A 23,628-nucleotide genomic window follows, 5' to 3' on the forward strand; every position below is an offset into this window, starting at 1 on the left:
CCATTATTTTTTACCTCAAGCCAGCACCTTCGTGCGGGCGGATTTTTCCTGTGAACAACATCGACTCTCTTGCCTTTCCCATCCTTGACCCGGCCCGGCCGCTGCGCGTAGCCGTCATTGGCGGCGGCGCTGCCGGCCTGATGGCGGCCGAAGCGCTGGCCAGCGCCGGTCCTGCGGTTTGCGTGCAGGTGTATGACGCCATGCCTTCGGTCGGCCGCAAGTTCCTGCTGGCCGGCAAGGGCGGGCTGAACCTGACGCATTCCGAGCCCGCAGAGATTTTCTTCAAGCGCTACGGCGAGCACAACCTGCCGTTGCAGACGCTGATGGCCGCTTTCGGACCGACCCAAGTGCGCGCCTGGGCTGAAGCGCTGGGCATTGAAACCTTTGTCGGCAGTTCGGGGCTGGTGTTTCCCAAGGACATGAAGGCAGCGCCACTGCTGCGCGCCTGGCTGCACCGCCTGCGCGCCTCTGGCGTGGGGTTTTCCATGCGGCATCGCTGGCTGGGCTGGGCCGAGGACGGCGCACTGAAATTTTCAACGCCCTCTGGCGAGGTGCTGGCCGAGGCCGATGCCGTGGTGCTGGCGCTGGGCGGCGGCAGCTGGAAACGCCTGGGCTCCGACGGCGCCTGGGTGCCCTGGCTGGCCGAGCGCGGCGTGGCGGTGGCGTCGTTGCAGCCGTCGAACTGCGGCTTTGACGTGGCAGCCCGGCCTGCACTGGACGCAGCCGGTCACGGTGAAACCCGGCGCGATTTCTTCCGGGAACTGGTCGGCCAGGCGCCGCAGCCACAGCCGGGCTGGAGCGAACACTTTGCCAGCCGCTTTGCCGGTCAGCCCTTCAAGTCGGTGGCGATCCGTTTCACCGATTCGCAAGGCCGCAGTTTCAGCCGCAAGGGCGAATTCGTCGCCACGGCCACCGGCGTCGAAGGCAGCCTGGTCTATGCGGCGTCCAGCCTGTTGAGGGACGAGATTGCAGCCCAGGGCAGCGCGACCTTGCTGCTCGACCTGCTGCCCGACAAGACGGCCGAGCAGGTGCTGGTCGAAGTGCGCCATCCGCGCGGCTCGCGCTCGCTGTCCAGCCACCTCAAGAGCCGCTTGAATCTGGACGGCATCAAGGCCGGCATGCTCTACGAACTGCTGGGCAAGGAAGCGATGGCCGACCCGGTGACGCTGGCTGCTGGCATCAAGGCGCTGCCGCTGCGGCTGGTGGCGGTCCGGCCTATCGACGAAGCCATCAGCAGTGCCGGTGGTGTCCGCTTCGAGGGGCTGGATGCGAACCTGCGGATCACGTTGCCCGCCGACCTCAGCCCGCCGGTGTTTTGCGCCGGAGAAATGCTCGACTGGGAAGCGCCCACCGGTGGCTACCTGTTGACGGCCTGCTTCGCCACCGGCCGCGCGGCAGGGCAGGGCGTTCTGCGGCACTTCGGGCAAGCGCTGCCGGCTGGCGCCTGAACGGCTTGCTGCCTGGCTTGATTCCCGACGGAAAGGTTTCGGGCATTTCGCCAGCGTCCCAGACCGGCCCTTTGTCCAGCCGCTCCAGCGCGCTGGTTTCGTCGATGTGGATCATGGCATCGAACTGGCCGGCCAGGCGGGTGTAGAAATAGTGGCTCTGGCGCTCGGTTTCGGGCCGGTAGTTGACGCCAATGGCGCGCTGCAGCCGCAGCTGCGGCGGCGGCTCAGACAGCTTGGGTGGAACGGTTTCGTGCCGCAGGCCGGGTAAAAAGCGCTTCGTGACGGTTTGGGGGAATAGGTCTTTGGAACTGCCGTGCAGGCCGTCGCGCACCCGCTTGCGCTGCGGCGTCAAAGTGCCGGTCCAGCGCCTGTAGCGTCTTGACCAGGTGGCTGTCGCGCCGGTTTCAGGACAGCACCGGGGCGCGGAACATGGTGCGGTGGTGCTCCCCGGCGTTACGCATCAGGTGGCAAGCCAGCGTGCGGCCCGGATAAGAAATCTTGCCGTGTTGATTTTCATGACTCATGGATGGCCTTCAGCGCTCCTTCATGTGAACGGCGGGCTTGATCGAGCAAGGCGAGGACCTCCTCGTCGCTGGTCTGCCCAAACGCCTTGTACCAGAGACTGACGGCGCGAAACGGACAGGGCATGGCGGCGCAGACCACCTCGTCGGCATCGGCGAGCAGCGCCTGGCAGCTGGCCTGCGCGCCCACCGGAACAGCCACCACCAGCCGGGCCGGGCGCTGCTGCCGGATGGCCAGCACCGCTGCGCGCATGCTGGTGCCGGTGGCCAGCCCGTCATCGACCACGATGACCGTGCGGCTTTCAAGGCTGAGCGGCGGGCGCTGGCCCCGGTAGAGCTGCTCGCGCCGTACCAGTTCATCGTGCTCTCGGGCCACAACCTCGGCGATCTCTGACGAAGCGATGTTCAGACCGGGCAGGGGCGTCATGATGCGCACCCCGCCGCTGGCGATCGCGCCCATGGCGTATTCCTCGTGGCCGGGAAGGCCCAGCTTGCGCACCATAAAGATGTCCAACGGCGCGTGCAGCGCGCGCGCCACTTCGAAAGCCACCGGAACGCCACCGCGCGGCAGGCCGAGCACCAGCAGATTGTCCTGGCCTGCATGGTGGGCCAGCTTGTTCGCCAGCACCCTTCCGGCATGGCGGCGATCATTCAGCGGCAAGGTGATGTCACGCGTGATGGTTGGCGCCTTCATGCTCTGGCGACTGGTGCATCTCCCGTTTCCTGGTGCGCCAGATGGGTGCCGAACCAGGAAGCGGCCAGTTCTGCCACTGCCTCCAGCGTCCCTTTTTCCTCAAACAGATGGGTGGCGCCCTCGACGATCGCCATGCGTTTCTCGCAGCTCAGGTTCGCAAGCGAATCCTCGTTGAGCTCGATGACGCCATGGTCTGTGCCGCCGACGATCAACAGCGTCGGCGCGGTGACAGCCGCCAGCGCCACCGGGCCGGCCAGGTCGGGCCGACCACCGCGCGAGACCACGGCGGCAATTTGCCGGCCCAGCCGGGCAGCGGCAATGATGGCGGCGGCGCTGCCGGTGCTGGCGCCGAAGTAGCCGACGGGCAGCCGTTCCAGGACGGGCTGCGCCCTGGCCCAGGTGGTCGCGTCCTGCAGGCGCCGGGTGAGCAGCGCGATGTCGAAGCGGTGCTCGCGGGTGTGCGTGTCGATTTGCTCCTCGTGCGCGGTGAGCAGGTCGAACAGCAGCGTGGCAATGCCCGCTTGTTGCAGCCTGTTTGCCACCAGACGGTTGCGCGCGCTGTGCCGGCCGCTGCCGCTGCCGTGAACAAACAGCACCACCCCGATGGCATCGGTCGGCACCGTCAGATCGCCGTAAAGCCAGGTGTCGCCGCAGGGAATGCGGACTTCACGCGCAGCGGGAACTTGACCAGAGATGTTCATGGATGGCCTCCAGCAAAAGGGAAGCCTGAGCCTATGAGAAAAATGCGCTTTCGGTTATCAGGATTTTTCGTTTTTTTGTGTAGTCTAGCGCTGGCCCGGAGCCTGAGTGGGAATTTTTAAGCCTTTTAGGCCTCTAGCGCAGGCGCTGCTTGCGCAGGGCGCTATCAAATTTGATAATTCTGGCGGGCGCAAAGGCTTGGAGGCAATCTGCGTGTCAAGGCGCAGGCGGGCAGCCCGAGGACTTGAAAACACGTTCGGTCGAAGCCGGATGCCTGGCCAGCTTGTCCGCCGGCCGGCGCGGGCGCGCCACCAGTTCGCCGCCGCAGTTGGGGCACATGCCGGCCAACCGGGTGCTGGCGCAGTCGCTGCAAAAGGTGCATTCGAAGCTGCACATGCGCGCATCGGGCGATGCGGCGGGCAGGTCGCGGTTGCAGCATTCACAGTTGGGGCGCAGCTGGAGCATGGGTCGGGTTCCGATGGGGTTGAAAAGGCTGGATCAGCTCAGCCCAGCTTCTTGACCAGCACCTGGCTCTTGCGGTCCCAGTTGTATTTGCGCTTGCGGGCGTCGGGCAGCCAGTCCGGATCGACCTGCACGAAGCCGCGCTTGATGAACCAGTGCATGGTGCGCGTGGTCAGCACGAAAATGCTTTGCAGTCCGGCGGCGCGGGCGCGCTGCTCGATGCGCTTCAAGATTTTCTCGCCATCGCCCTGGCCCTGGCTTTGCGGTGACACCGTGAGGGCGGCCATCTCTGCGGTCTTGGCCTCCGGGTAGGGGTAGAGCGCGGCGCAGGCAAAAATCACGCCGTCGTGCTCGACGATGGTGTAGTGGTCGGCGTCGCGTTCAATTTCGGTGCGGCTGCGCTTGACCAGCGTGCCGTCCTGCTCAAACGGCTCGATCAGCTGCAGGATGCCGCCCACGTCGTCGGCCGTGGCTTCGCGCAGTTCTTCGAGCTTTTCGTCGACCACCATGGTGCCGATGCCGTCGTGCACGTAAATCTCCAGCAGCAGCGCGCCATCGACCGCAAACGGGATGATGTGGCTGCGCTCGACCCCGGCCTTGCAGGCCTTCACGCAGTGCTGCAGGTAAAACGCCGTGTCGCTCGGGCGCTGGCCGGCGGGCACCTTGATCAGCAGGGCTTCGGCAGCGGCCAGCGGCAACTCGGTATCGATGGGGTTGTCTTCACTGACCGGCTCGTCAGGCTTGAGCCGGATCCCCGGAATCTCGGTGACGAAAATCAGCTTGTCAGCCTGCAGCGCAATCGACACGCTGGTCGCAACTTCTTCCATGGTCAGGTTGAAGGCCTCGCCGGTCGGCGAAAAGCCGAAGGGCGAGATCAGCACCATCGCGCCGAAGTCGAGCGTGCGCGAAATGCCCGCCACATCGACCTTGCGCACCAGGCCCGAATGCTGAAAATCCACGCCATCGACTATGCCGACCGGCCGGGCGGTGATGAAATTGCCCGAGATCACGCGAATCGTCGAGCCGGCCATCGGCGTGTTCGGCAGGCCCTGGCTGAAGGCCGCCTCGATTTCATAACGGAGCTGACCGGCCGCTTCCTGCGCGCAGTCGAGCGCCACTTCGTCGGTGATGCGCATGCCGTGCGAATATTTCGCCTCGTGGCCCTTGGCCCGAAGCTGCTCGTTGACCTGCGGCCGAAAACCGTGCACCAGCACCACCTTCACGCCCATGCTCTGGATCATGGCCAGGTCCTGCGCCAGGTGCGGCAGCTTGCCGGCGGCAATCGCCTCGCCGCAGACGGCGACCACGAAGGTCTGGTTGCGAAACTTGTGGATGTAGGGCGCCACTGAGCGGAACCAGGGGACAAAGGTGAAGTTGAAGACCGTGGACATGGCGCGCTTTCGGGGTTCGGGCAGGGGCCGGTGAAATGTCAGGCAACACGCAAAGTCGACCGTGGCTGCATTTCACCGCAAACAAAAAATAAGCAGTCAGTGTAAGGGCGTGCCCCAGCGCCGACAGGCGCACCGGCGCTTGAAAGCCCGCCAGGCAAGCCCTGACCGGGCGGAACGCCGATAATCAGCAGCTTTGACTGCTGGGCCTGCCTTGCTTCCTTCTTTGTCTCCTCTGGCCATCACCTTTCCCGAGTCGCTGCCGGTATCCAGCCGGCGCGACGACATCGCCGCAGCGCTTACGGCGCACCAGGTCATCATCGTCTGCGGTGAAACCGGCTCGGGCAAAACCACGCAACTGCCCAAGATCGCCCTGGCGCTGGGGCGCGGCAAGCTCAACTACCCGCCCGGCCAGGGCAAGATGATCGGCCATACCCAGCCGCGCCGCATTGCTGCGTCCAGCGTGGCCAAGCGCATCGCCGAAGAACTGAAGACGCCGCTGGGCGACGTGGTTGGCTACAAGGTTCGGTTCCAGGACCGGCTGAGCCGTGATGCGTCGGTCAAGCTGATGACCGACGGCATCCTGCTGGCCGAAACGCAGACCGACCCGCTGCTGCGCGCCTACGACACCATCATCATCGACGAGGCGCACGAGCGCAGCCTGAACATCGATTTCTTGCTGGGCTATTTGCGCCAGTTGCTGCCGCGCCGGCCGGACCTGAAGGTCATCATCACCTCGGCGACGATTGATGCGCAGCGTTTTGCCGACTACTTTGCCTCGCGCGCGCCGCCGCCAGGCCGCCCCACGGGGGGCAGCGACGACGCGCAGCGCAGCGCGTTGGGGCCTCTGGTGCCAGCGCCGGTCATCATGGTGTCGGGCCGGATGTTTCCGGTCGAGCAGCGCTACCGGCCGTTCGAGGAGTCGCGCGAGCATGACCTGAATGACGCGATTGCCGATGCCGTCGATGAGCTATGGATGAGTCCGCACAGCGCCGGCGACATCCTTATTTTCCTGCCCGGCGAGCGCGAGATTCGCGAAGCCGCCGATCACTTGCGCAAGCACCTGGCGCACCAGCCGCTGACGCGCAATGCCGAGGTGTTGCCGCTGTTTGCGCGCCTTTCCCAGGCCGAGCAGGACAAAATTTTTGACGGCCACAGTGGCCGGCGCATCGTGCTGGCGACCAATGTGGCTGAAACGTCACTGACGGTTCCGGGCATCAGATATGTCATTGACGCAGGCACGGCGCGGGTCAAGCGCTACAGTTTCAGGAACAAGGTCGAGCAGCTGATGGTCGAGCCGATCTCGCAGTCGGCGGCCAACCAGCGTGCCGGGCGCTGCGGCCGCGTGGCTGATGGCATCTGCATCCGCCTGTACGACGAAGCCGATTTTCTGGGCCGGCCGCGCTTTACCGACCCCGAGATCCTGCGCAGCTCGCTGGCGTCGGTGATCCTGCGCATGAAGTCGCTGCACCTGGGCACGATTGAAAGCTTTGCCTTCATCGAGTCGCCGCAAAGCCGTGCAATTGCCGACGGCTACCAGCTGCTGGCCGAACTTGGCGCGGTGAATGACGACAACGAACTGACGCCCGTTGGCTGGACGCTGGCCAAGCTGCCACTGGACCCGCGTGTCGGCCGCATGATCCTGGAAGCCAAGGACCGGCAGGCGCTCGACGAGGTGCTGGTGATTGCCAGTGCCTTGAGCGTGCAGGACGTGCGCGACCGGCCCATGGACAAGCAGGCGCAGGCCGACCAGGCGCATGCCAAGTTCGATGACGAGAAAAGCGAATTCGTCGGTTTTTTGAAACTGTGGAAATGGCTGGGCGACGCGCGCGGCGGCCATGACGCGGTGCACAAGCTGACGAACCGCCAGTACGAAGGCCTGCTGCGCGAGAACTTTGTCAATATTCGCCGCGTGCGCGAATGGCGCGACATCCATTCGCAGCTGCTGGCGGTGGTTAGGGAGCAGGGCTGGCATCTCAACTCGCAGCCGGCCAGCTACGAGCAACTGCATTTGTCCCTGTTGTGCGGCCTGCTGGGCAACATCGGCCTCAAAAGCGAAGAGGACGACTGGTACCTGGGCGCGCGCGGCATCCGCTTTTACCGCCACCCCGGCGCGCGGCTCAGCAAGAAGCCGGGTCGCTGGATCGTCGCGGCCGAACTGGTGGAAACCACGCGCCTGTTTGGCCGGGGCATTGCGAATATTGACCCGCAGTGGATCGAGCAGGTTGGCGGCCATCTGCTGAAAAAGCAGCTGCTTGACCCGCACTGGGAGAAAAAAGCCGCGCAGGTCACGGCGCTGGAGCGGGCGACGCTGTATGGCCTGGTGGCCTACAACGGGCGGCGCGTCAACTTTGGCCGCATCGATCCGGTCACGTCGCGTGAAATCTTCATCCGCGAGGCGCTGGTGGCTGGCAACTGGGACACCCGGCTGCCGTTTTTGGCGGCCAACGACAAGATGATCACGCATGTTCAGGACCTGGAGCACAAGGCGCGCCGGCAGGACGTGCTGGTCGATGACGAGCTGATCTACGCCTTTTACGACCAGCAGTTGCCGGCCGACATCTGCTCCGGCGCCGGCTTTGAGAGCTGGTTCAAGGCCGAGGTCAAAAAGCAGCCCGAATTGCTGCTGTTGACGCAAGACGAGCTGATGCGCCACGAGGCGGCCGGCATCACCACGCAGGCGTTTCCCAAGACGTTGCGGCTGGGCGGCGTCGATTGCCTGGTGACCTACCTGCACGAGCCCGGCGACGCGCGCGATGGCGTGACCGTCGAGGTGCCGATTTTTGCGCTGAACCAGGTCAATGAGGAGCGCTGCGAGTGGCTGGTGCCCGGCATGCTGAAAGACAAGATCCAGGCGCTGATCAAGACGCTGCACCAGCGCCCTCGCTCGCGCCTGGTGCCGCTGCCCGACACCGCCGCGCGCATGGCGCAGGAACTGATGGTGGCGGAGAAATTCGGCGCGGTTGCTCTGACTGACGCGGTGTTGAAATGGGTGCGCGACGCGACCTCGCTCGACATCAAGCGCGCCGACCTGAAGCTCGACATGCTGGCGCCGCACCTGTTCATGAACTTTCGCGTGGTTGACGAACACGGCCGCCAGCTGGGTGCAGGCCGCAACCTGGGCGCGCTCAAGGGCGAGCTGGGTTCGCAGGCACGCGGGGCGTTTCAGGCGCTGGCGGGGCTGAAGAACCTGGGCAGGGCGATGCCCCCTGCGCTTGATGTCGCTCCGGCCAGTGCCTTAGGCCGAAATAAAGCATCAAATAAGCCTATGGCGCAAGCGGGACGGGCGCAAGCAGCTCCTGAAAAGATAGTAGCAAAGGCTGCCGAGCGCTACACCAGCTGGGCCTTTGGCGAACTGCCAGAACTGATGGAAATTGGCAAGGGCGCGCAAACGCTGATTGGTTTTCCGGCCTTGATCGATCTGGGCGATGCGGTGACGATCGAGGTGTTCGACGAGCCCGATACAGCGGCCGTCAAGCACCGCGCCGGCCTGAGGCGGTTGTTCTCGCTGCAGATCAGGGATGCGCTGAAGTACCTGGAAAAAAACCTGCCCGACCTGCAAAAAACCGCGACCTCTTACATGCTGGTGGGCCGCGCCGCCGACAACTCGGGCGGCGGTACGGTCGACGAGTTGCGACAGCAGATCATCGAGGTGGCGCTGGACCGGGCTTTTTTGCTCGATCCGCTGCCGACCTGCGAAGTCGATTTCAAAAAACGAATTGACGAGGGGCGCGGCCGCCTGACGCTGATTGCCAGCGAAGTGGCGCGCCTGGCGTCCAGCATCCTCATGGAATTTGCCGTGGCGCAGCGAAAGATCAAGGACACCAAAAACGCCGCCGATGCTGCGGCCGACACGGCCCAGCAACTGCAGCGTCTGGTGCCCAAGCGTTTCCTGACGACCACGCCTTACGCGCAGCTGCAGCACTTTGCGCGTTACCTGAAAGCCATCACCCTGCGCCTGGAAAAATGGCGCGCTGACCCGGCCAGAGACGCCGCCCGCCTGGCCGATGTGCGGCCGCACGAGCAGCGCTATTGGCGGTTGCTTGCCGAGCGCAAGGGTGCGGCGGACGCGCGCATGCAGGAATACCGCTGGCTGCTGGAAGAGCTGCGCGTGAGCTTTTTCGCACAGGAGCTGCGCACGCCGCAGCCGGTCAGCATCAAGCGGCTGGACAAGCTCTGGGCGCAACTCAACAGTTGACGGCTCCAAGAAAAAAAGGACCTTGCAGTGCAAGGTCCTTTTTGACAGAAGCAGATCAGGGATCTAGATCCGGCCCATCAGCAGCAGCACGATCAGGATGATCACCACCAGGCCGATACCGCCGCTGGGACCGTAACCCCAGCTGCGGCTATGGCCCCACGTGGGAAGTGCACCGACCAGGATCAGGATCAGGACGATCAGCAAGATAAGCGAGATTGACATGGAAGACTCCTTTTTATGTATGCCTGTATTTTTGCCGGCCGCTTGCAGGCGTCAAGCAGGAAGGCGGCTGATACAGGCGTCAGGAGTTGCCTACAGTCGGGCTAGCCGTTCCAGCGCCAGGTGCAGGGTTTCGTCCTTCTTGGCAAAGCAGAAGCGCACGACGCGCTGGTCAAACCCGTCGCCATAAAGCGCCGACAGGGGAATCGCCGCCACGCCGATATCGGTCGTCAGCCAGTGGCAAAAATCGGCCTCGCCCAGGTCGCTGACCTCCGAAATATCGACGCACTGGAAATAGCTGCCTTCGCTGGGCAGCAGCTTGAAGCGCGTGTTTTCCAGCCCGGATCGGAACAGGTCACGCTTGCGCTGGTAGAAGGCCGGCAGGTCCAGGTAAGGCCGGTCGCTGGCCATGTAAGCGGCCAGGCCATGCTGCACCGGCGTGTTGACGGTGAATACGTTGAACTGGTGCACCTTGCGAAACTCCGCCGTCAGGCTGGCCGGCGCGGCGACATAGCCGACCTTCCAGCCCGTGACATGGTAGGTCTTGCCAAAGCTGCTGACGATGAAGGCGCGCGCCGCCAGCCCTGCAAAGCGCGCGGCGCTCTGGTGAAGGTGGCCCTGGGCGGCGTCGAACACCATGTGCTCATAGACCTCGTCGCTGATCAGCAGGACATCGGTGGGGGCGAGGAGGTCTTGAAGCAGCAGCATCTCGGCCTCGGTCCAGACCGTGGCGCTCGGGTTGTGCGGCGAATTGACGACGATGGCGCGCGTGCGGGGGCTGAGGGCCGCCCTGATTTTTTCAAAATCCGGACGAAAAGTTCCGGGCGTCAACGGCACCCGGACGACCGTGCCGCCCGCCAGTTCAATGTTCGGCACATAGCTGTCGTAGCACGGCTCCAGCACGATGACCTCGTCGCCCGGATGCACGACGGCCAGGACGATGGTGAGGATGGCCTGCGTGGCGCCCGCCGTGATGGTGATCTCGCTGCCCGGGTCGTAGTTGCGGCCGTACAGGGCCGCCAGCTTGGCCGCGACGGCTTCACGCAGGATCGGAACGCCGGCCATGGGTGGGTACTGGTTCAGGCCGCGCTGCATGGCGCCAGTGACGGCCTCGACCAGTTGCGGGTCGCAGTCGAAATCCGGAAACCCCTGGCCCAGATTGACGGCGCCCTTTTCAGCGGCCAGCGCCGACATGACGGTGAAAATCGTAGTGCCGACCCGTGGCAGCCGGCTGATGAGCGCTGGCGTGCGCGGCGCGCTGGCCGTAGCAGGGGTGGATGCATGCGTCCTCATGTTCAAACCTCGTCGTCGTTGAGGCGACCTGCCATGGCCCTGGCCACCAGGTCGCGGTTGAGCTTTTCACTGAGCAGTTCCGTGAACTTGTAAACAAAATTTCGCAGGTAGGCGCTGCGCTTGAAGGCCACGCGGGCAACGTTCACGCCGAACAGATGCCCTGCAGGCAAGGCAATCAGGTCTGCATTGGTGCCGTCGTCCCTGACCGCCATTTCGGCCACGATGCCCACGCCCAGCCCCAGACGCACATAGGTCTTGATCACATCGGAGTCGATCGCTTCAAGGGCAATGCGCGGATGCAGGTGCCGGGTGGCAAATGCCAAGTCGATCTTGGTGCGGCCAGTGAATGACGGGTGGTAGGTGATCAGCGCTTCCTGCGCCAGGTCTTCCAGCGTGATGTGTTCCTTGCGAGCCAGCGGATGGTCGCTGGGCATAACCAGCATGTGCTGCCATTCATAGCAGGGCAGCGTCACCAGGTCGTCGTACTGGGTCAAGGATTCGGTGGCAATCCCGATTTCGGCGACTTCTTCAAGCACCATGCGCGCCACCTGGTCGGGCGAGCCCTGGTGCAGGCTGACGTTGACCTTGGGAAAGGCCTCGCGCAGCCGAGCGACCGGCTGAGGCAGCACATAGCGGGCCTGCGTGTGGGTGGTGGCAATCGACAGCGTTCCACTGTCCTGCGCCGAAAACTGCTCACCGATGCGCCGCAGGTTGCCGACTTCCCGCATGATCAGCTCGATGCTTTTAATTACGTGTTCGCCGGGCTCGGTCACGCGCTTGAGACGCTTGCCGTGGCGCGCAAAGATTTCCACGCCCAGCTCTTCCTCCAGTTCAATGATGGCCTTGGAAACGCCGGGTTGCGAGGTATGCAGCGCTCGCGCGGTTTCGGTCAGGTTCAGGTTGCGGCGGACGGCTTCCTGGACAAAGCGGAATTGATGCAGGTTCATATGAAATTAGTGCTTAATATTGATTTTATTATGCTTTAAGTGGACTAAGAAAAATCGCTTGGCCTAACCGTTTTCAGTGCCCGTAAGCGCTGCGCTCACGCCATCATTCAAGGCGATATCAGCCATCAAGGCGGTCATTTGCGCATATTCGCCGGCCGCCTGCAGGAGTTCAATGGCGATATCGGGATGCGCCACCCTGATCTGTTCGACGAGCAGGGGCAGGTCTTCGCGCGCATGCTTACCCACGCCCAAAAACAGCGGAAAAATCCTCAGTTGGCGCGCACCAGCGGCGACCAGCGCAGCGGCCGCTTCCGGCAGCGACGGCGCGCAGATTTCCAGGTAGGCGCAAAGTACCAGGGTGCCTGGGTGCAGTGTCCTGATCTGCGCGGCGACTGCTTCGATAGGCAAGCGCCACAGCGGATCGCGCGAACCGTGGGCAAACAGGACAATGCCGCGTGGCAAGGAAAATGTGGAGGTCATAAGTCGTTGGAAAAGTGAAAAGGGACTAATTGGCCGTCATCGCCTGAGCACCAGCCAGCCGAATGCACCCATGGAAATGCCCATGTAGATCAGTCCGGGCGTAGCCGCTGCCAGCCAGGGCTGCCAGTTGCGCAGGTTGCCGATGTAGCCGAACACATTGTTCAGCAGGAAAAAACTGATGCCGATCATGACGCCGGCAAATACATAGCCGGTGATGCTGCCAGAGCGGAAATGCAGGTAGGCAAATGGCAGCGCCAGCATCACCATGACCAGGCAGCTGAGCGGATAAAACACCTTGCGCCAGAACTCGATTTCGTAGCGCTGGGACGTCTGGCCATTGGCTTCAAGATGGCGGATGTAATTGAACAGGTCTATTGTGGCCATCCGGTCGGGCCTCAGCAGCGCGACAGATACCATTTCAGTGCTGATTTCGGTGGGCCAGCGAAAACTGGCAACGGCGCTGCGGCTGACCCGCGCCTGTTGCGGGGCAGCATTGGCGCTGGCGCCATTTGCGCTGGCGGACACGGCGAACTCTGTCCTCGTGACATTGCTTAGCAGCCAGGCAGTACCTGATGAGAACGCAGCCTTCGGTGCCTCGGTCGTCGAGACGATCAGGCCCGTGCTGTTGAACTCGTAAATACGCACGCCATGCATTTCGCCCTCGGGAGACAACTCGCTGACGTTCACGATGAAGCTCCTGCCAGCCTGCTTTTCCTTCAGCCAGGCGCCGGTCTGGCCAATGGTGATCTTGCTCTGGTACCTGGCCTTCAGCAACTGCGCAGCGCGCTCGCTGACAGGCGAGATGTAGTCGCCGACGACGAAGCTCAGCGCGACGAAAAAGGCGCCCAGCCACAGCAGCAGTTTGAGTGCCCGCCAGGGGCCCAGGCCGCTGGTGCGCAAGATGGTGTATTCCGAGCTTTGGGCCAAGCGCGCCATGACAAAAATACTGCCAATCAGCACTGAAATGGGCAGCAGTTCATAAAGATGGTTTGGAATCAGCAAAGCGACATACAGCAGGGCATGCTTGATCTGGTAGGTGCTCTCTCCCACCAAGCCGTTGTTCTTCCCCAGGTACTGCAGTTCGTCAACCAGGTCAAAGAAAAAGAACAGGGCCAGAAAACCCAGGACCACCAGGGCAATCGAGGTCAGGACTTCGCGGTAGATGAGGCGTCGTATGGTCTTCATGCCCGGCCTCCAGCCTGGTTCGCGGATGCCGGAGCGCGTGTGCGGTGCGTGCGCCTGAAGCGCCAGTTCATGTGCCGCTTGGCCAGCCATGCCAGCGCCAGCAGCAGGACCCCGCCATGCAGGACCAGCAAAAAAGGGCCGAAACCAATCAGTCCGACAAAGATCCAGTTTTGTCCCAGGTTGACCAGGTTGTTGTAGACCACGAAGGCCAGCACGACAAAAATCATGTTGATGCTGCGCCCGCTGCGCGGGTTGACACTTGACAGCGCCAGCGCCACCACCACCAGGTTGATGGCGCAAAGCGCCAGGCCCAGTCGCCATGCCAGTTCACCTAGGTTGCTGCGCGTCGGCTCCTTGATCAGCGCACAGCTGGACATCAGCTGGGCTTCCGGCGGGGTTGCGCCCAGCAGTCCGGAACTGCCGGTCTTGACGCCGTACTCCTTGAAGTCGCTGATCTTGAGCGCTGACTTGCCAATCTCGTTCTCCAGCCGCTGGCCGTTGGAAAGCATCAGGAACTGCGCATCACCACGGGTTTCAATGCGGCCGGACTGCGCGGTGGTGACCGAGCTTTTTCCCTTTTCAGTGGCGGCGATGAAGACGTTGTTGCTGGCCTGCTCGCCGGGCAGGTCGCGGTCGATGAAAAATACCCGGTTGCCGCTGGAGGACTCCTGAAAGACGCCGGGGGTGATGCGGTCCAGGTCACCGCGTTGCTGGTAGCGGCTTTGCATGTCCTTGGTTTGCTGGTTGGTCCATGGCCAGACAAAAATTGCCATCAGGCTGATGACCATCAGCACTGGCCAGGCAAAGTGAAACAGCGGCCGCAAGAAGCCGGCCAGTCCCTGGCCGCTGGTGAACCACACGACCATTTCGCTGTCGCGGTACATACGGGTCAAGGTGCTGACCAGGGCGATGAACAGGGCGAGCGTCAGGATGGTCGGCAGGCGTCCCAGACCGGAATACGCCATGTAGAGCATCACGTCCTGCGGGCTGATGGAGCCGCGCGACGCCTGGCCCAGGGTTCGTATCAGCACGATGGTCATGACGATGGTGACCAGCACCACCAGCGTGGCGCCGAAACTGCGCGCCAGTTCCTTGCGTATTGAAGATTGGAATAACATGGACTGGATGGCGGCCTTGCTGGGATTTATTTTGTGTGACTTCGTTTTTGCTTCGATGCGACATGTTGCCGGTGCTGCTTCGCCTGAGGCGAGCATGAACTGCGGCAGGGCGCCTGACCTTGCATTGAATCAAAAATGGAACAAGCTGGTTTATCTACCCAACCCTGAATTATGGACTTTGAACTTAAAACCCTGAACCGTGCCCTTGTCTGCAGTGAAAAAACCGATGCGCTGATTGTGCTGGTCCCTGAAGGCCTTGCGGCGGGAGACGACGCTTTGTCCGTCCTTGCCACATTGGCCATCAAGTCAGGTGATCTGGAACTCAAGCCGGGCAAGCTGCTGAGCGCCTACCGCACACCGGGCATCGAGGCCACGCGGGTGGTGCTGGTCGGCGCAGGCGATGCCAGCGAAAAAAACGTCCGTACGGCCGTCAATGCCGCCATGGCGGTGCTGAAGACCAGCAACGCGCAGCGCGCCGTTCTTTGCCTCGGCTTGCTGACCAATCTCCAGCCTGAGACGGTACGCGCCGCCGTTGTCGCCTGTGCCGATGCCAGCTATACCTACAGCACGACCAAGTCCAAGCCCGTGGCGGCAAAACTGCAGAAGTTGGCGATTGCCGTGGACAGCCTTGACCCTGTCCAGGCCGGTTTTGACAAGGCCATCGCACTGGTCAAGGGCATCGAGTTGGCCAAAGAATGGGCCAACCGACCGGCCAACCATGCCACGCCCACCTTGCTGGCGGGCGTGGCCAAGGAGCTTGGAAAACTGCGACGCATCAAGAGCGAAGTACTTGGCCACAAGGAGGTCGAAAAGCTCGGCATGGGCGCTTTCCTGGCGGTGGCGCAGGGCACGGCCGAACCATTGCGCTTTATCGTCCTGCGCTATGAAGGCGGCGCCAAGGACGAAGCGCCCGTGGTGCTGATTGGCAAGGGCATCACCTTTGACACGGGTGGTATCTCAATCAAGCCGGCCGCCGAAATGGACGAAATGAAATTTGACATGTGCGGCGCTGCCAGCGTGCTGGGCACGTTCCGGGCGCTGGCCGAACTGCAACCAGCGCTCAACGTGGTGGGGTTGATTCCGGCCTGCGAGAACATGCCGGGCGACAAGGCCATCAAGCCCGGTGACGTGGTGACCAGCATGAGCGGGCAAACCATAGAAATTCTCAATACCGATGCCGAAGGTCGGCTGGTCCTGTGCGATGCCTTGACGTATGCTGCGCGCTTCAAACCCCGTGCCGTGGTGGACATCGCCACACTGACGGGCGCCTGTGTGGTCGCGCTCGGCGGCGTGCGGAGCGGGCTTTTTTCAAGCAATGAAGCATTGGCCGAATCGCTGGCCCGGGCCGGCGACTCGTCGCTTGACCTGTGCTGGCGCATGCCGCTGGACGATGACTATGCGGATGGCTTGAAAACCAATTTTGCCGACGTCGCCAATGTGGCCGGGCGTGCCGGTGGCGCGGTGACGGCGGCCAAGTTTTTGCAGCGCTTTGCGGCTGACTTTGCCTGGGCACACCTGGACATTGCTGGCACCGGCTGGAAAAGCGGCCAGGCCAAAGGCGCCACTGGCCGTCCCGTGCCGCTGTTGCTTGATTTTCTGCTGGCACAGGCGACTTCTGTATCCATGGCGCCAGCGGCGCCAAAGGCAAGAGCGGCCAAAGGACGCGCACCCGCCGCCAAAACCAGGGCATGACCGACATTGCCTTTCATTTCAACGCCGCCGACAAGCTGGCCTATGGCTGCCGGCTGCTGCGAAAAATCTACCTGAGAGGCGCCAAAGTGGCGGTCACAGCCGAGCCGGCCTTGCTGGACCAACTCGATACGCTGCTGTGGACATTTTCTGCGGCTGATTTCGTGCCCCACTGCACGGCGGCGGCTGCCACGCCCGCTACGCTGGCATTCACGCCGGTCGTGCTGGCGGTTTCGCCTGCCGGTTATTCGGAACATGGCATCCTGGTGAATTTGGGGCTCGACCTTCCCGCTGGATTCGAAGGATACGACCGCTTGATTGAAGTGGTTTCGCTGTTACCGGAAGATGCGCAGGCCGGGCGCAGCCGCTGGAAACATTATGCGGCGCGCGGGTATTCCCTGAAAAGGCATGACCTGGCCCAGTGGGCCACAGGCACGACATGAACCGTTTTCCAGGACCTCCGGCGCATGTGCCCACGCTGACCGACATCGTTCATCCGACGTCTTCCCGAGAGACAGTGGACGAAGGCGCGGTGGCCGAAATGGCTGCAGCAACAGACCTGCAGGCGTTGATGGCTCAGCGGGTTCTGCGGCATATTGACAGTGTGCTTGACAAGCGTTTGCACGAAGCCACCGAGCAACTGATCCGCGCGCATCTTCAGTCCCTGCTGCCGCAGTTGCTCGATGAAATTGAACGGGTCGTGCGTGAGTCGGTAAGCCAAGGATTTGAGCGTGAGGTGCCTGCATTTCCGGGGCAGCCAAAAAGACAGAAATAAACTCTCCATGAGCGCTGGCTGTATAAAGTTCTTACAAAAAATTTTCGCCATGTAAGGACAAACCCTCTAATCAAACACAACCTAGGGACGTTGCTATGGTGCAGGCCTAAAAATTGCGTTATGTTCTGCCCCGTTGAGTTTAAAAAATGTTCTCAACCTTCACAGGTAATTTTCTAACCGGAGTTTTTTATGCAAATGAAATTGAAAATGACAGCGCTGGCAGCTGTTGCCATGGTAGCGGGCCTGGCTTCGGCTCAGGATGCTGTCGTGAAAATTGGTCATGTGGCACCGATGTCCGGTTCACAGGCGCATTATGGAAAAGACAATGAAAACGGCGCACGCATGGCTGTTGAAGAGTTGAACACCCAGAACATTGTCATTGGCGGTAAAAAAATCAAGTTCGAGCTGGTGGCTGAAGACGATGCAGCTGATCCAAAACAGGGCACGGCAGCCGCACAAAAACTGTGCGACTCCAAAGTTGCCGGCGTGGTCGGACACCTGAATTCGGGCACGACGATTCCTGCTTCCAAGGTCTACAACGACTGCGGTATCCCGATGGTGACAGGTGCAGCAACCAACCCCAATCTGACCAAGCCGGGTTACAAGACAACCTTTCGCATTATTGCGAACGACAACGCATTGGGTGCGGGTCTGGCCTTTTATGCAGCCGACGCGCTGAAACTGAAAAAAGTCGCGATCATCGATGACCGCACGGCCTACGGCCAAGGCGTTGCCGAAGTGTTCAAGAAGACAGCATCGGCCAAGGGCATGACCGTGGTCGACGAGCAGTTCACCACCGACAAGGCCACCGACTTCATGGCCATCCTGACGGCGGTGAAATCCAAAAATCCGGATGCCATCTTCTTCGGCGGCATGGACCCCCAGGGCGGTCCGATGTTGCGCCAGATGGAGCAATTGGGCATGAGCAACGTCAAGTTTTTTGGCGGTGACGGTATTTGCACCGCCGAACTGGCCAAGCTGGCTGCCGGCGCAAAAACCATTGGAAATGTAGTTTGCGCTGAAGGCGGTGCGTCCCTGGCCAAAATGCCAGGCGGCGAAGCCTGGAAAAAGCGTTATGACGCCAAGTACCCCAACCAGTTCCAGGTCTACAGCCCGTATACCTATGACGCAACCTACCTTCTGGTCGATGCCATGAAGCGTGCCAACTCAACCGATCCCAAGGTGTACACGCCCGAGCTGATCAAGTCGAATTTCAAGGGTGTCACGACCACCATTGGATTTGAGCCAAATGGTGAGTTGAAGAATCCCGCCATCACGCTTTATGTCTACAAAGACGGCAAGAAATCTGCTCTGAACTGATATTTGTCCTGGCCTCTGAAGGCCAGTTGGCCAGGATGTGGCAATAAGCATCCCCGAAACGCCCTGCACAAATTTCTTGTGCAGGGCGTTTTTTAGTTGAAATCATGGCGGCGATACGGTTTGCGTCTCGAACTTTCCAGCAACATTGCCCGTGTTGCAATCACATCAATCAATTTCTGGGGGTCAAAAGGCTTGGTCAGGTGCAGGTCGAAGCCGGCTTGATGCGCTTTAAGGCGGTCCTCATCCTGACCCCAGCCCGTTGCAGCGACCAGCAGGGGAAAGTCTCCTTCGGGCTGCAAACGTATGCGCTGCGCAACTTCGTAACCATTGAGGCCCGGCATTCTGATGTCAAGCACCATGACGGCGGGTTTAAGCTCAATTGCCAGTGCAACAGCCTGAAGTCCATCAGGTACCGTGACCACCGTGTGGCCCTCCAGCCTGAGAAGTTCTGCCAACGTTTCAGCGGAATCACGGTTGTCATCGGCAATCAAGACGGTGATGGTGGTGGTCGTGAGGATCCGCGACTCAGCATTTTTATCTTTTACATGCTGTCCAGAAGTTTCCTGGTGAAAAGGAACACAGATTTCGAACCTGCTACCCAGACCGGCTCCGGCACTGCTGGCTGTAATTTCGCAGTCACGCAATTCGACCAGCCCTTTTGAAAGTGCCAGTTCAATTCCCAATCCTCCTTCCGACCGGTCAAGGGCTGCCTGCTCCTGCGCAAACATCCGAAACACCTTTTGCAGCGTGGCAATGCTCATTCCAATGCCGTTGTCGGCCACACCAAACACCCGCCGTGTGTCTTCAAGCCTGATGTCCAGGCAGATGGTTCCGCCAGCGTCGGTGTACTTGGCGGCATTGTTCAGCAGGTTTGATAAAACGTGTGCCATTCGTACCGGATCGGCTTCAATCCACAAGGTTTTGTCTGGCAGCGTGATGTCGAGGGCATGGTTCTTCCTTTTCACAGGACAAGTGCATGAACATCAAACACATCGGCCTGATGTCGGCCAACACGGTGCGCGAGGCCGGGATCGAGCCGTTGATGGCGACCGCCGTTGCAGCCAAGCACCAGTGGATGGCCGATCAGGCCCGGGGATGGCGTGATTGCCGTCCTTGACATGGGCACATGCTGGCATGGCTATGCCGACCGGCTGCTGGCTGCACGGCAGAAATGAAAACGGCCGCACTCCATTCAGCACCTCGGATTCATGTTGTTATTAAATTTATAGCAACCTGCGCACGCTGTACGTGCGTCAGAGGCCTATTTAATGCTGCAAAGCAACTGGCTGTTCGACACGAAATGTTTTTTCTCTTCACGACATGCCGACCATCAACACGCCGGCAATGATCATCAGCACCCCAAGCCCACGTATCAGCGTGACGGATTCTCCCAGTGCAAAGCCCACCAGAGCGGACAACAGGAATCCCAGGCCGACAAGGGGATAAGCCTTGCTGACATCCCACTTTGAGAGCACGCCCAGCCAGACTATCGCACCCAGTCCGTACAGCATGAAGCCGGTGATCAGGTACTTGTTGGTCACGAAGGGCAGCAGCATCTGTATGCCGTGCGGCCCGCTTGATGGGGCCGCGGCCTTGATTTCAGTCATGCCCGCCTTCAGGGCGAATTGGGCAGCGACCGAAAAAATGATGCTGATGACCGCCAAAAGGAAAACTCTCACGGGAAACCAACAGGAACGAACTGCGCGATCATGGTCAGGCCCACGATGACCGTGATGCAGATCAGGCTGTTGAAGTTGGTGAGTGAATAAATGATCGGGTCGTCATGCATTTCTGCGCGACCTGTCTTTATCCAGAGGCGGGAAATCCAGTAGATCATGACCACGGCAGCGCCCCATAGCAGATGTGGACTTTCATAGCGCACCTGGGTTTCATGGGCATTGATGAAAAGGCCGAACACCACAATGGCCGACAGTGCCGCGCCGATGCCCAACGGCCACAACACGGGAAGGTCGCTGACATGGTAGTCACGGCCTTTGGTCATCCCCCCGCCAGCACGGCTTAAAGAGACCAGTTCCGAGCAGCGCTTGACCAATGCCAGGCTGAAGAAGATAAAAAGCGAAAACGCGGCCAGCCAGGAACTGATGCTCACGTTGGCCGCGACGGCGCCAGCCAGAATGCGCAGGGTGTACAGCACCGACAACATCAGGACATCGATCAGCACATAACGCTTGAGCAGCCAGGTATATGCACTGGTGAGCACCAGATAGCACAGCAGTGTTGACAGGAGCGCTCCCGACACCAGGCCGGCAATGACCAGGCCGCCGGCCAGCATCACCAAGCTGATCACCGCGCCGTCCACAAGTCCGATCTCTGCGCTTGCAAAGGGACGCGATCGCTTGCGTGGATGGGCGCGGTCGCTGTCGAGATCCAGCAGGTCGTTGACGATGTAGGTGGCTGACGCCACCAACGAAAATGCCAGAAAAGCCACCCCCACCGTGACCAGTTTCTGAAGGTCAGGCAACGAGAATGCCGTCAGCACCGGGACAAACAAAAGAATGTTCTTGATCCACTGGTGCATGCGCAAAGCCCGCAACCAGCTCTTCATGCTGGCGCTGGGGCCGGTAAATGTTTGCTCCACCACGCAATGCTCTCGCACGGTCCGCTCTACCTGCGGTGAAACCCCGACCAGGACGGCCGCTGCCGCTGACTTCCAGATCGGCAGGTCTGCCGCATGGTCGCCGGCATACGCAAAGGGCCGTCCCACAGTTCGCTCAATCATCAGCCGCTTGTTGTCCCCCTTGAGGTTGTGGGTGCCGTCGCTGGCCAGTACCGTATCAAACAATCCAAGATGCGCTGCGACACTGTTGGCAATACGGCTGTCCGCCGCAGTAGCCAGGATAAGCAACCGCCCTTGTGCCTTTTCTTCCCGCAGGTAGTCCAGGAATACCTGGTTGTAGGGCAGGGTGGCTGCATCGAAATGGATGCCGGCCTGCTGGGCAATGAACTGCTTGAAGGGCGCCCGGCCCTTGATCAGCCACAGCGGTATCTTCAGCAAGATGGCGGGATCATGCTTGACGGCCTTGATCAGCAATTCGACCAGGGTGTCGGTTGGTGTTAGCGTCCCATCAAGGTCCACGACCAGCGGTACCGACCTTCTGGTTGTGGCCAGGCCGTCGTCCTTGCTGCGACCTTCAGCGTCCGGTTCACAAGACCTGGCGTAAAGTCCGGTCGCGTGAGGTGTCTGCACTACATTCATGAAACTCCTGTTCTGATTTTGGGCACGATTTCCTTGGGGATGGTCTGCACGGATCCGTTACTTCATTGCTGAGACGGCATTGCACTCCCGCCGCTCCAGCAGCGTCCAGGCACCACTGGCCATCACCGGCGCAGGGGCGCAATCAGCACCCATGAAAAGATCAGGAGACAGCGGCTCGCTGTGGCGCACCAGAAAATACCGATAGTTCTCTCCATGATGTTTGTGCCAGTTGAAATCATGGGGCGAGTGTTCAAAGCCGTAAGTCACGGCGGGAAGGCGGTCGGGCTTGAAGCGGGCTATCTGCGGCGGAAGCCATGCGAAATTAAAATCGACCAGACCTTGCTTTTCCGACTGGTACCAGGTTCCGAAATGAAGGTAGGCATAGTCGTTGTTCGCCGCCTCGCTTCGCTGCGCGAAGGGCAGCGACAGCGCCCGTTGTGCGTGCTGCATGGGCGCCAGCACTGCTTCAAAGTCCCTCGCTTCCCCGGCAAAGCGCCAAGCATGCAATGAATGCTGGCCCAGCATCAGCCAGGTCACTGCGATCATGAGCGGCATGGCAATGCGCTCGGCAATGGACGCGGCCTGAGCTAAAGCGGTTCCGTGGCGTGCCTGCCGGGGAGCGGCAGACCTCGACAAAGTGAACATCAGTGCGTAAGCCGGCAGCGTAAACAGGGCAAAGCGTATGTAAAGCAGCCCTGTCGCCATCGCAAACACCGGCAGCGTCAGCGCAATCAAAAAAGTAAATGTGAACATTACCCAAGTGGCGGGACGCCTCTTGTCTATGCGCAGGCCCAGCATCCAGGGGATCAAAGGCAGGACGCAGGCCGTTACCAGCAAGGGGAGGTCAGTTTTCCCACCCAGCGAATCGATGAAGATCTTGACCAAGCGTTTCCAGTTCCAGTTCCAGACCACCGGTCCGGCATGGCCGATGCCTCCATATTGCGCCTGCAAACGGGTGCTCACCAAAAAATAGACGAGACAGGCCAGTCCTGCAATCACGAATGGCCACAGATGGCGCAGCCAGCGCCCCGCCCACGGCCGCACCGCGCAGCAGCGCACGGTGTAGAGAATGCCGGCCACCGCGAAGCCGAAGACGAACATAAGCCCATGCGACGCCAGCAGGACAATTCCCAGGAGCGTCGTGGCCATGCCGCGCTTGAAGGACGGTTCCAGTGCGTAGCGGTCCGCGACAAGAATGAACGCGACGGCAATCGGCGCGGCCGTCAAAAATGTGAAGAAGCCCCAGTAGTAGGAAATACCGAAAAAGGAAAGAAGAAAGAACCAGTCAAGCCGTGGATCGGCCTTGAAATGCTTGCGCAAGGCCACAAGCGCAAATACAAAGGCCACATAAGCCGCTGAAAAAACAATTTTGATGGCCGCCCCGACAGGCATGAAAAAGCTGAAGGGAAGCGCTAAGCCATACCCGACCAGGTAGGGCGTGAACAAATTGATCTGGAACAGGCTTGCCCATGGAGAGGAGCCTGCAACCAAATCGCGTAGCAAGGCCACTTGACCCGCATGTTGGGGAAAATCCACCATGGGAGGGCGTGGCGCGATCCAGAAAACCGAAGCACCCCAGAGGACCGTAAGCAAAAATAATAAACGTGAAGCTGAATGACGCATCCTTCATGCTGCCATGGTCTTCTGAACACATCAATCCCGAAGAAAATGCGACAAAAAGTAATTTTTTAACATTCGAAATGCGCTGACTCTTCGGCTTTGATCTGCTGAAGGCCTCGTTTAATACCATCAATTGATCGGCCTGATTTTCGAATGATGAAAAATTGCTCAGTATGTGCTTTTGAAATGTAATTTTCGAAATCCTGCTGAAATGAACTGTTGCCGATTGCGCTTGCGCACAGTGCCTGTTTTTTTACAAAAGGATGCTGTGCCACTCGTTTGGTCAAGTTTTGTTGTGAATCGTTTGCCGGTTTTTTGCCAAAGGCGACCCGGAAGGTTGGTGCTTGTGCCGGGT

General features: G+C 60.8%; 23 protein-coding genes and 1 pseudogene. 8 read left to right on the top strand and 16 right to left on the bottom strand.

From position 1 onward, the window contains the following. Positions 1–59 precede the first annotated feature (59 nt). Entirely contained in the window at positions 60–1,448 is a 1,389-nt protein-coding gene (locus IWX85_RS10215) for a TIGR03862 family flavoprotein (protein WP_370584260.1), read from the top strand. A gap of 154 nt (positions 1,449–1,602) precedes the next feature. On the opposite strand, the pseudogene IWX85_RS20440 reads toward IWX85_RS10215, so the two are convergent. The 5 genes and pseudogenes from IWX85_RS20440 to argA form a co-directional block, all read right to left on the bottom strand. Further along, a pseudogene (locus tag IWX85_RS20440) lies at positions 1,603–1,779 on the bottom strand (erythromycin esterase family protein); the annotation flags it as partial. A gap of 182 nt (positions 1,780–1,961) precedes the next feature. After that, a complete protein-coding gene (locus IWX85_RS10225; protein WP_196869656.1) occupies positions 1,962–2,663 on the bottom strand; it encodes a phosphoribosyltransferase in 702 nt (233 codons plus the stop codon). Beyond that, positions 2,660–3,364, bottom strand: coding sequence for a dienelactone hydrolase family protein (locus tag IWX85_RS10230; protein WP_036804340.1), 705 nt, complete (start codon positions 3,362–3,364; stop codon positions 2,660–2,662). Before IWX85_RS10230 ends, IWX85_RS10225 begins: the two co-directional genes overlap by 4 nt. A gap of 214 nt (positions 3,365–3,578) precedes the next feature. Further along, positions 3,579–3,827, bottom strand: a complete 249-nt coding sequence (locus tag IWX85_RS10235; RefSeq protein ID WP_196869657.1) for a DUF1272 domain-containing protein — start codon at positions 3,825–3,827, stop codon at positions 3,579–3,581. A gap of 38 nt (positions 3,828–3,865) precedes the next feature. Beyond that, positions 3,866–5,215: an amino-acid N-acetyltransferase gene (gene argA, locus IWX85_RS10240; RefSeq protein ID WP_036804334.1), complete on the bottom strand. Its 1,350-nt coding sequence runs from the start codon at positions 5,213–5,215 to the stop codon at positions 3,866–3,868. A gap of 211 nt (positions 5,216–5,426) precedes the next feature. Between argA and hrpA the strand changes: the two genes are divergently transcribed. Beyond that, on the top strand, positions 5,427–9,410 hold the full coding sequence (gene hrpA, locus IWX85_RS10245) for an ATP-dependent RNA helicase HrpA (RefSeq protein WP_196869658.1): 3,984 nt from the start codon (positions 5,427–5,429) through the stop codon (positions 9,408–9,410). A 63-nt stretch (positions 9,411–9,473) separates the two neighbouring features. On the opposite strand, the gene IWX85_RS10250 is transcribed toward hrpA, so the two are convergent. The 6 genes from IWX85_RS10250 to lptF all read right to left on the bottom strand — a co-directional run bounded on the left by IWX85_RS10250 (position 9,474) and on the right by lptF (position 14,652). Then, positions 9,474–9,632, bottom strand: coding sequence for a DUF3309 family protein (locus tag IWX85_RS10250; RefSeq protein WP_081932315.1), 159 nt, complete (start codon positions 9,630–9,632; stop codon positions 9,474–9,476). A gap of 90 nt (positions 9,633–9,722) precedes the next feature. Further along, positions 9,723–10,922 (bottom strand): pyridoxal phosphate-dependent aminotransferase, encoded by a 1,200-nt coding sequence (locus IWX85_RS10255; protein WP_196869659.1) that lies wholly within the window; start codon positions 10,920–10,922, stop codon positions 9,723–9,725. A 2-nt stretch (positions 10,923–10,924) separates the two neighbouring features. Continuing rightward, positions 10,925–11,869 (bottom strand): CysB family HTH-type transcriptional regulator, encoded by a 945-nt coding sequence (locus tag IWX85_RS10260; RefSeq protein ID WP_196869660.1) that lies wholly within the window; start codon positions 11,867–11,869, stop codon positions 10,925–10,927. Between the two features lie 63 nt (positions 11,870–11,932). Continuing rightward, a complete protein-coding gene (locus IWX85_RS10265) occupies positions 11,933–12,349 on the bottom strand; it encodes a sirohydrochlorin chelatase (RefSeq protein WP_196869661.1) in 417 nt (138 codons plus the stop codon). Positions 12,350–12,385: 36 nt separating this feature from the next. Beyond that, positions 12,386–13,534, bottom strand: a complete 1,149-nt coding sequence (lptG, locus tag IWX85_RS10270; protein WP_036804322.1) for an LPS export ABC transporter permease LptG — start codon at positions 13,532–13,534, stop codon at positions 12,386–12,388. Further along, positions 13,531–14,652 (bottom strand): LPS export ABC transporter permease LptF, encoded by a 1,122-nt coding sequence (lptF, locus tag IWX85_RS10275; RefSeq protein ID WP_196869662.1) that lies wholly within the window; start codon positions 14,650–14,652, stop codon positions 13,531–13,533. The genes lptG and lptF overlap by 4 nt, the downstream gene beginning before the upstream one ends. Between lptF and IWX85_RS10280 the strand changes: the two genes are divergently transcribed. The 5 genes from IWX85_RS10280 to IWX85_RS10300 all read left to right on the top strand — a co-directional run bounded on the left by IWX85_RS10280 (position 14,651) and on the right by IWX85_RS10300 (position 18,436). Next, the gene (locus IWX85_RS10280; protein ID WP_196869663.1) at positions 14,651–14,848 is read left to right on the top strand and encodes a hypothetical protein; all 198 of its coding nucleotides are present in this window, start codon (positions 14,651–14,653) and stop codon (positions 14,846–14,848) included. The two genes, lptF and IWX85_RS10280, sit on opposite strands and share 2 nt — an antisense overlap. After that, positions 14,824–16,344, top strand: a complete 1,521-nt coding sequence (locus IWX85_RS10285; RefSeq protein WP_196869664.1) for a leucyl aminopeptidase — start codon at positions 14,824–14,826, stop codon at positions 16,342–16,344. The genes IWX85_RS10280 and IWX85_RS10285 overlap by 25 nt, the downstream gene beginning before the upstream one ends. Continuing rightward, positions 16,341–16,784 carry a DNA polymerase III subunit chi gene (locus IWX85_RS10290; protein WP_196869665.1) on the top strand — a complete coding sequence of 148 codons (444 nt, stop codon included), beginning with the start codon at positions 16,341–16,343 and terminating at the stop codon, positions 16,782–16,784. The genes IWX85_RS10285 and IWX85_RS10290 overlap by 4 nt, the downstream gene beginning before the upstream one ends. 26 nt (positions 16,785–16,810) lie before the next feature. Next, the gene (locus IWX85_RS10295) at positions 16,811–17,116 is read left to right on the top strand and encodes a hypothetical protein (protein ID WP_370584258.1); all 306 of its coding nucleotides are present in this window, start codon (positions 16,811–16,813) and stop codon (positions 17,114–17,116) included. Between the two features lie 189 nt (positions 17,117–17,305). Further along, complete coding sequence (locus IWX85_RS10300; protein WP_036804310.1) at positions 17,306–18,436, top strand: branched-chain amino acid ABC transporter substrate-binding protein; 1,131 nt, start codon at positions 17,306–17,308, stop codon at positions 18,434–18,436. A gap of 92 nt (positions 18,437–18,528) precedes the next feature. Here the strand turns inward: IWX85_RS10300 and IWX85_RS10305 are convergent, their stop codons facing one another. Next, positions 18,529–19,401 carry a response regulator gene (locus tag IWX85_RS10305; RefSeq protein WP_196869666.1) on the bottom strand — a complete coding sequence of 291 codons (873 nt, stop codon included), beginning with the start codon at positions 19,399–19,401 and terminating at the stop codon, positions 18,529–18,531. 11 nt (positions 19,402–19,412) lie between these two features. Here IWX85_RS10305 and IWX85_RS10310 point away from each other — a divergent pair, with 11 nt between their 5' ends. Beyond that, entirely contained in the window at positions 19,413–19,553 is a 141-nt protein-coding gene (locus tag IWX85_RS10310) for a hypothetical protein (RefSeq protein WP_196869667.1), read from the top strand. 196 nt (positions 19,554–19,749) lie between these two features. Here the strand turns inward: IWX85_RS10310 and IWX85_RS10315 are convergent, their stop codons facing one another. The 4 genes from IWX85_RS10315 to IWX85_RS10330 all read right to left on the bottom strand — a co-directional run bounded on the left by IWX85_RS10315 (position 19,750) and on the right by IWX85_RS10330 (position 23,560). Further along, positions 19,750–20,043 (bottom strand): hypothetical protein, encoded by a 294-nt coding sequence (locus IWX85_RS10315; RefSeq protein WP_231379674.1) that lies wholly within the window; start codon positions 20,041–20,043, stop codon positions 19,750–19,752. 68 nt (positions 20,044–20,111) lie between these two features. Next, positions 20,112–21,653: a UbiA family prenyltransferase gene (locus IWX85_RS10320; protein ID WP_196869668.1), complete on the bottom strand. Its 1,542-nt coding sequence runs from the start codon at positions 21,651–21,653 to the stop codon at positions 20,112–20,114. Positions 21,654–21,710: 57 nt separating this feature from the next. Then, positions 21,711–23,192 carry a hypothetical protein gene (locus IWX85_RS10325; protein WP_196869669.1) on the bottom strand — a complete coding sequence of 494 codons (1,482 nt, stop codon included), beginning with the start codon at positions 23,190–23,192 and terminating at the stop codon, positions 21,711–21,713. Between the two features lie 149 nt (positions 23,193–23,341). Next, a complete protein-coding gene (locus tag IWX85_RS10330) occupies positions 23,342–23,560 on the bottom strand; it encodes a hypothetical protein (protein ID WP_196869670.1) in 219 nt (72 codons plus the stop codon). Positions 23,561–23,628: the final 68 nt, after the last annotated feature.

The organism is Polaromonas sp. CG_9.11, from assembly GCF_015752225.1.
Classification (GTDB): domain Bacteria; phylum Pseudomonadota; class Gammaproteobacteria; order Burkholderiales; family Burkholderiaceae_C; genus Polaromonas.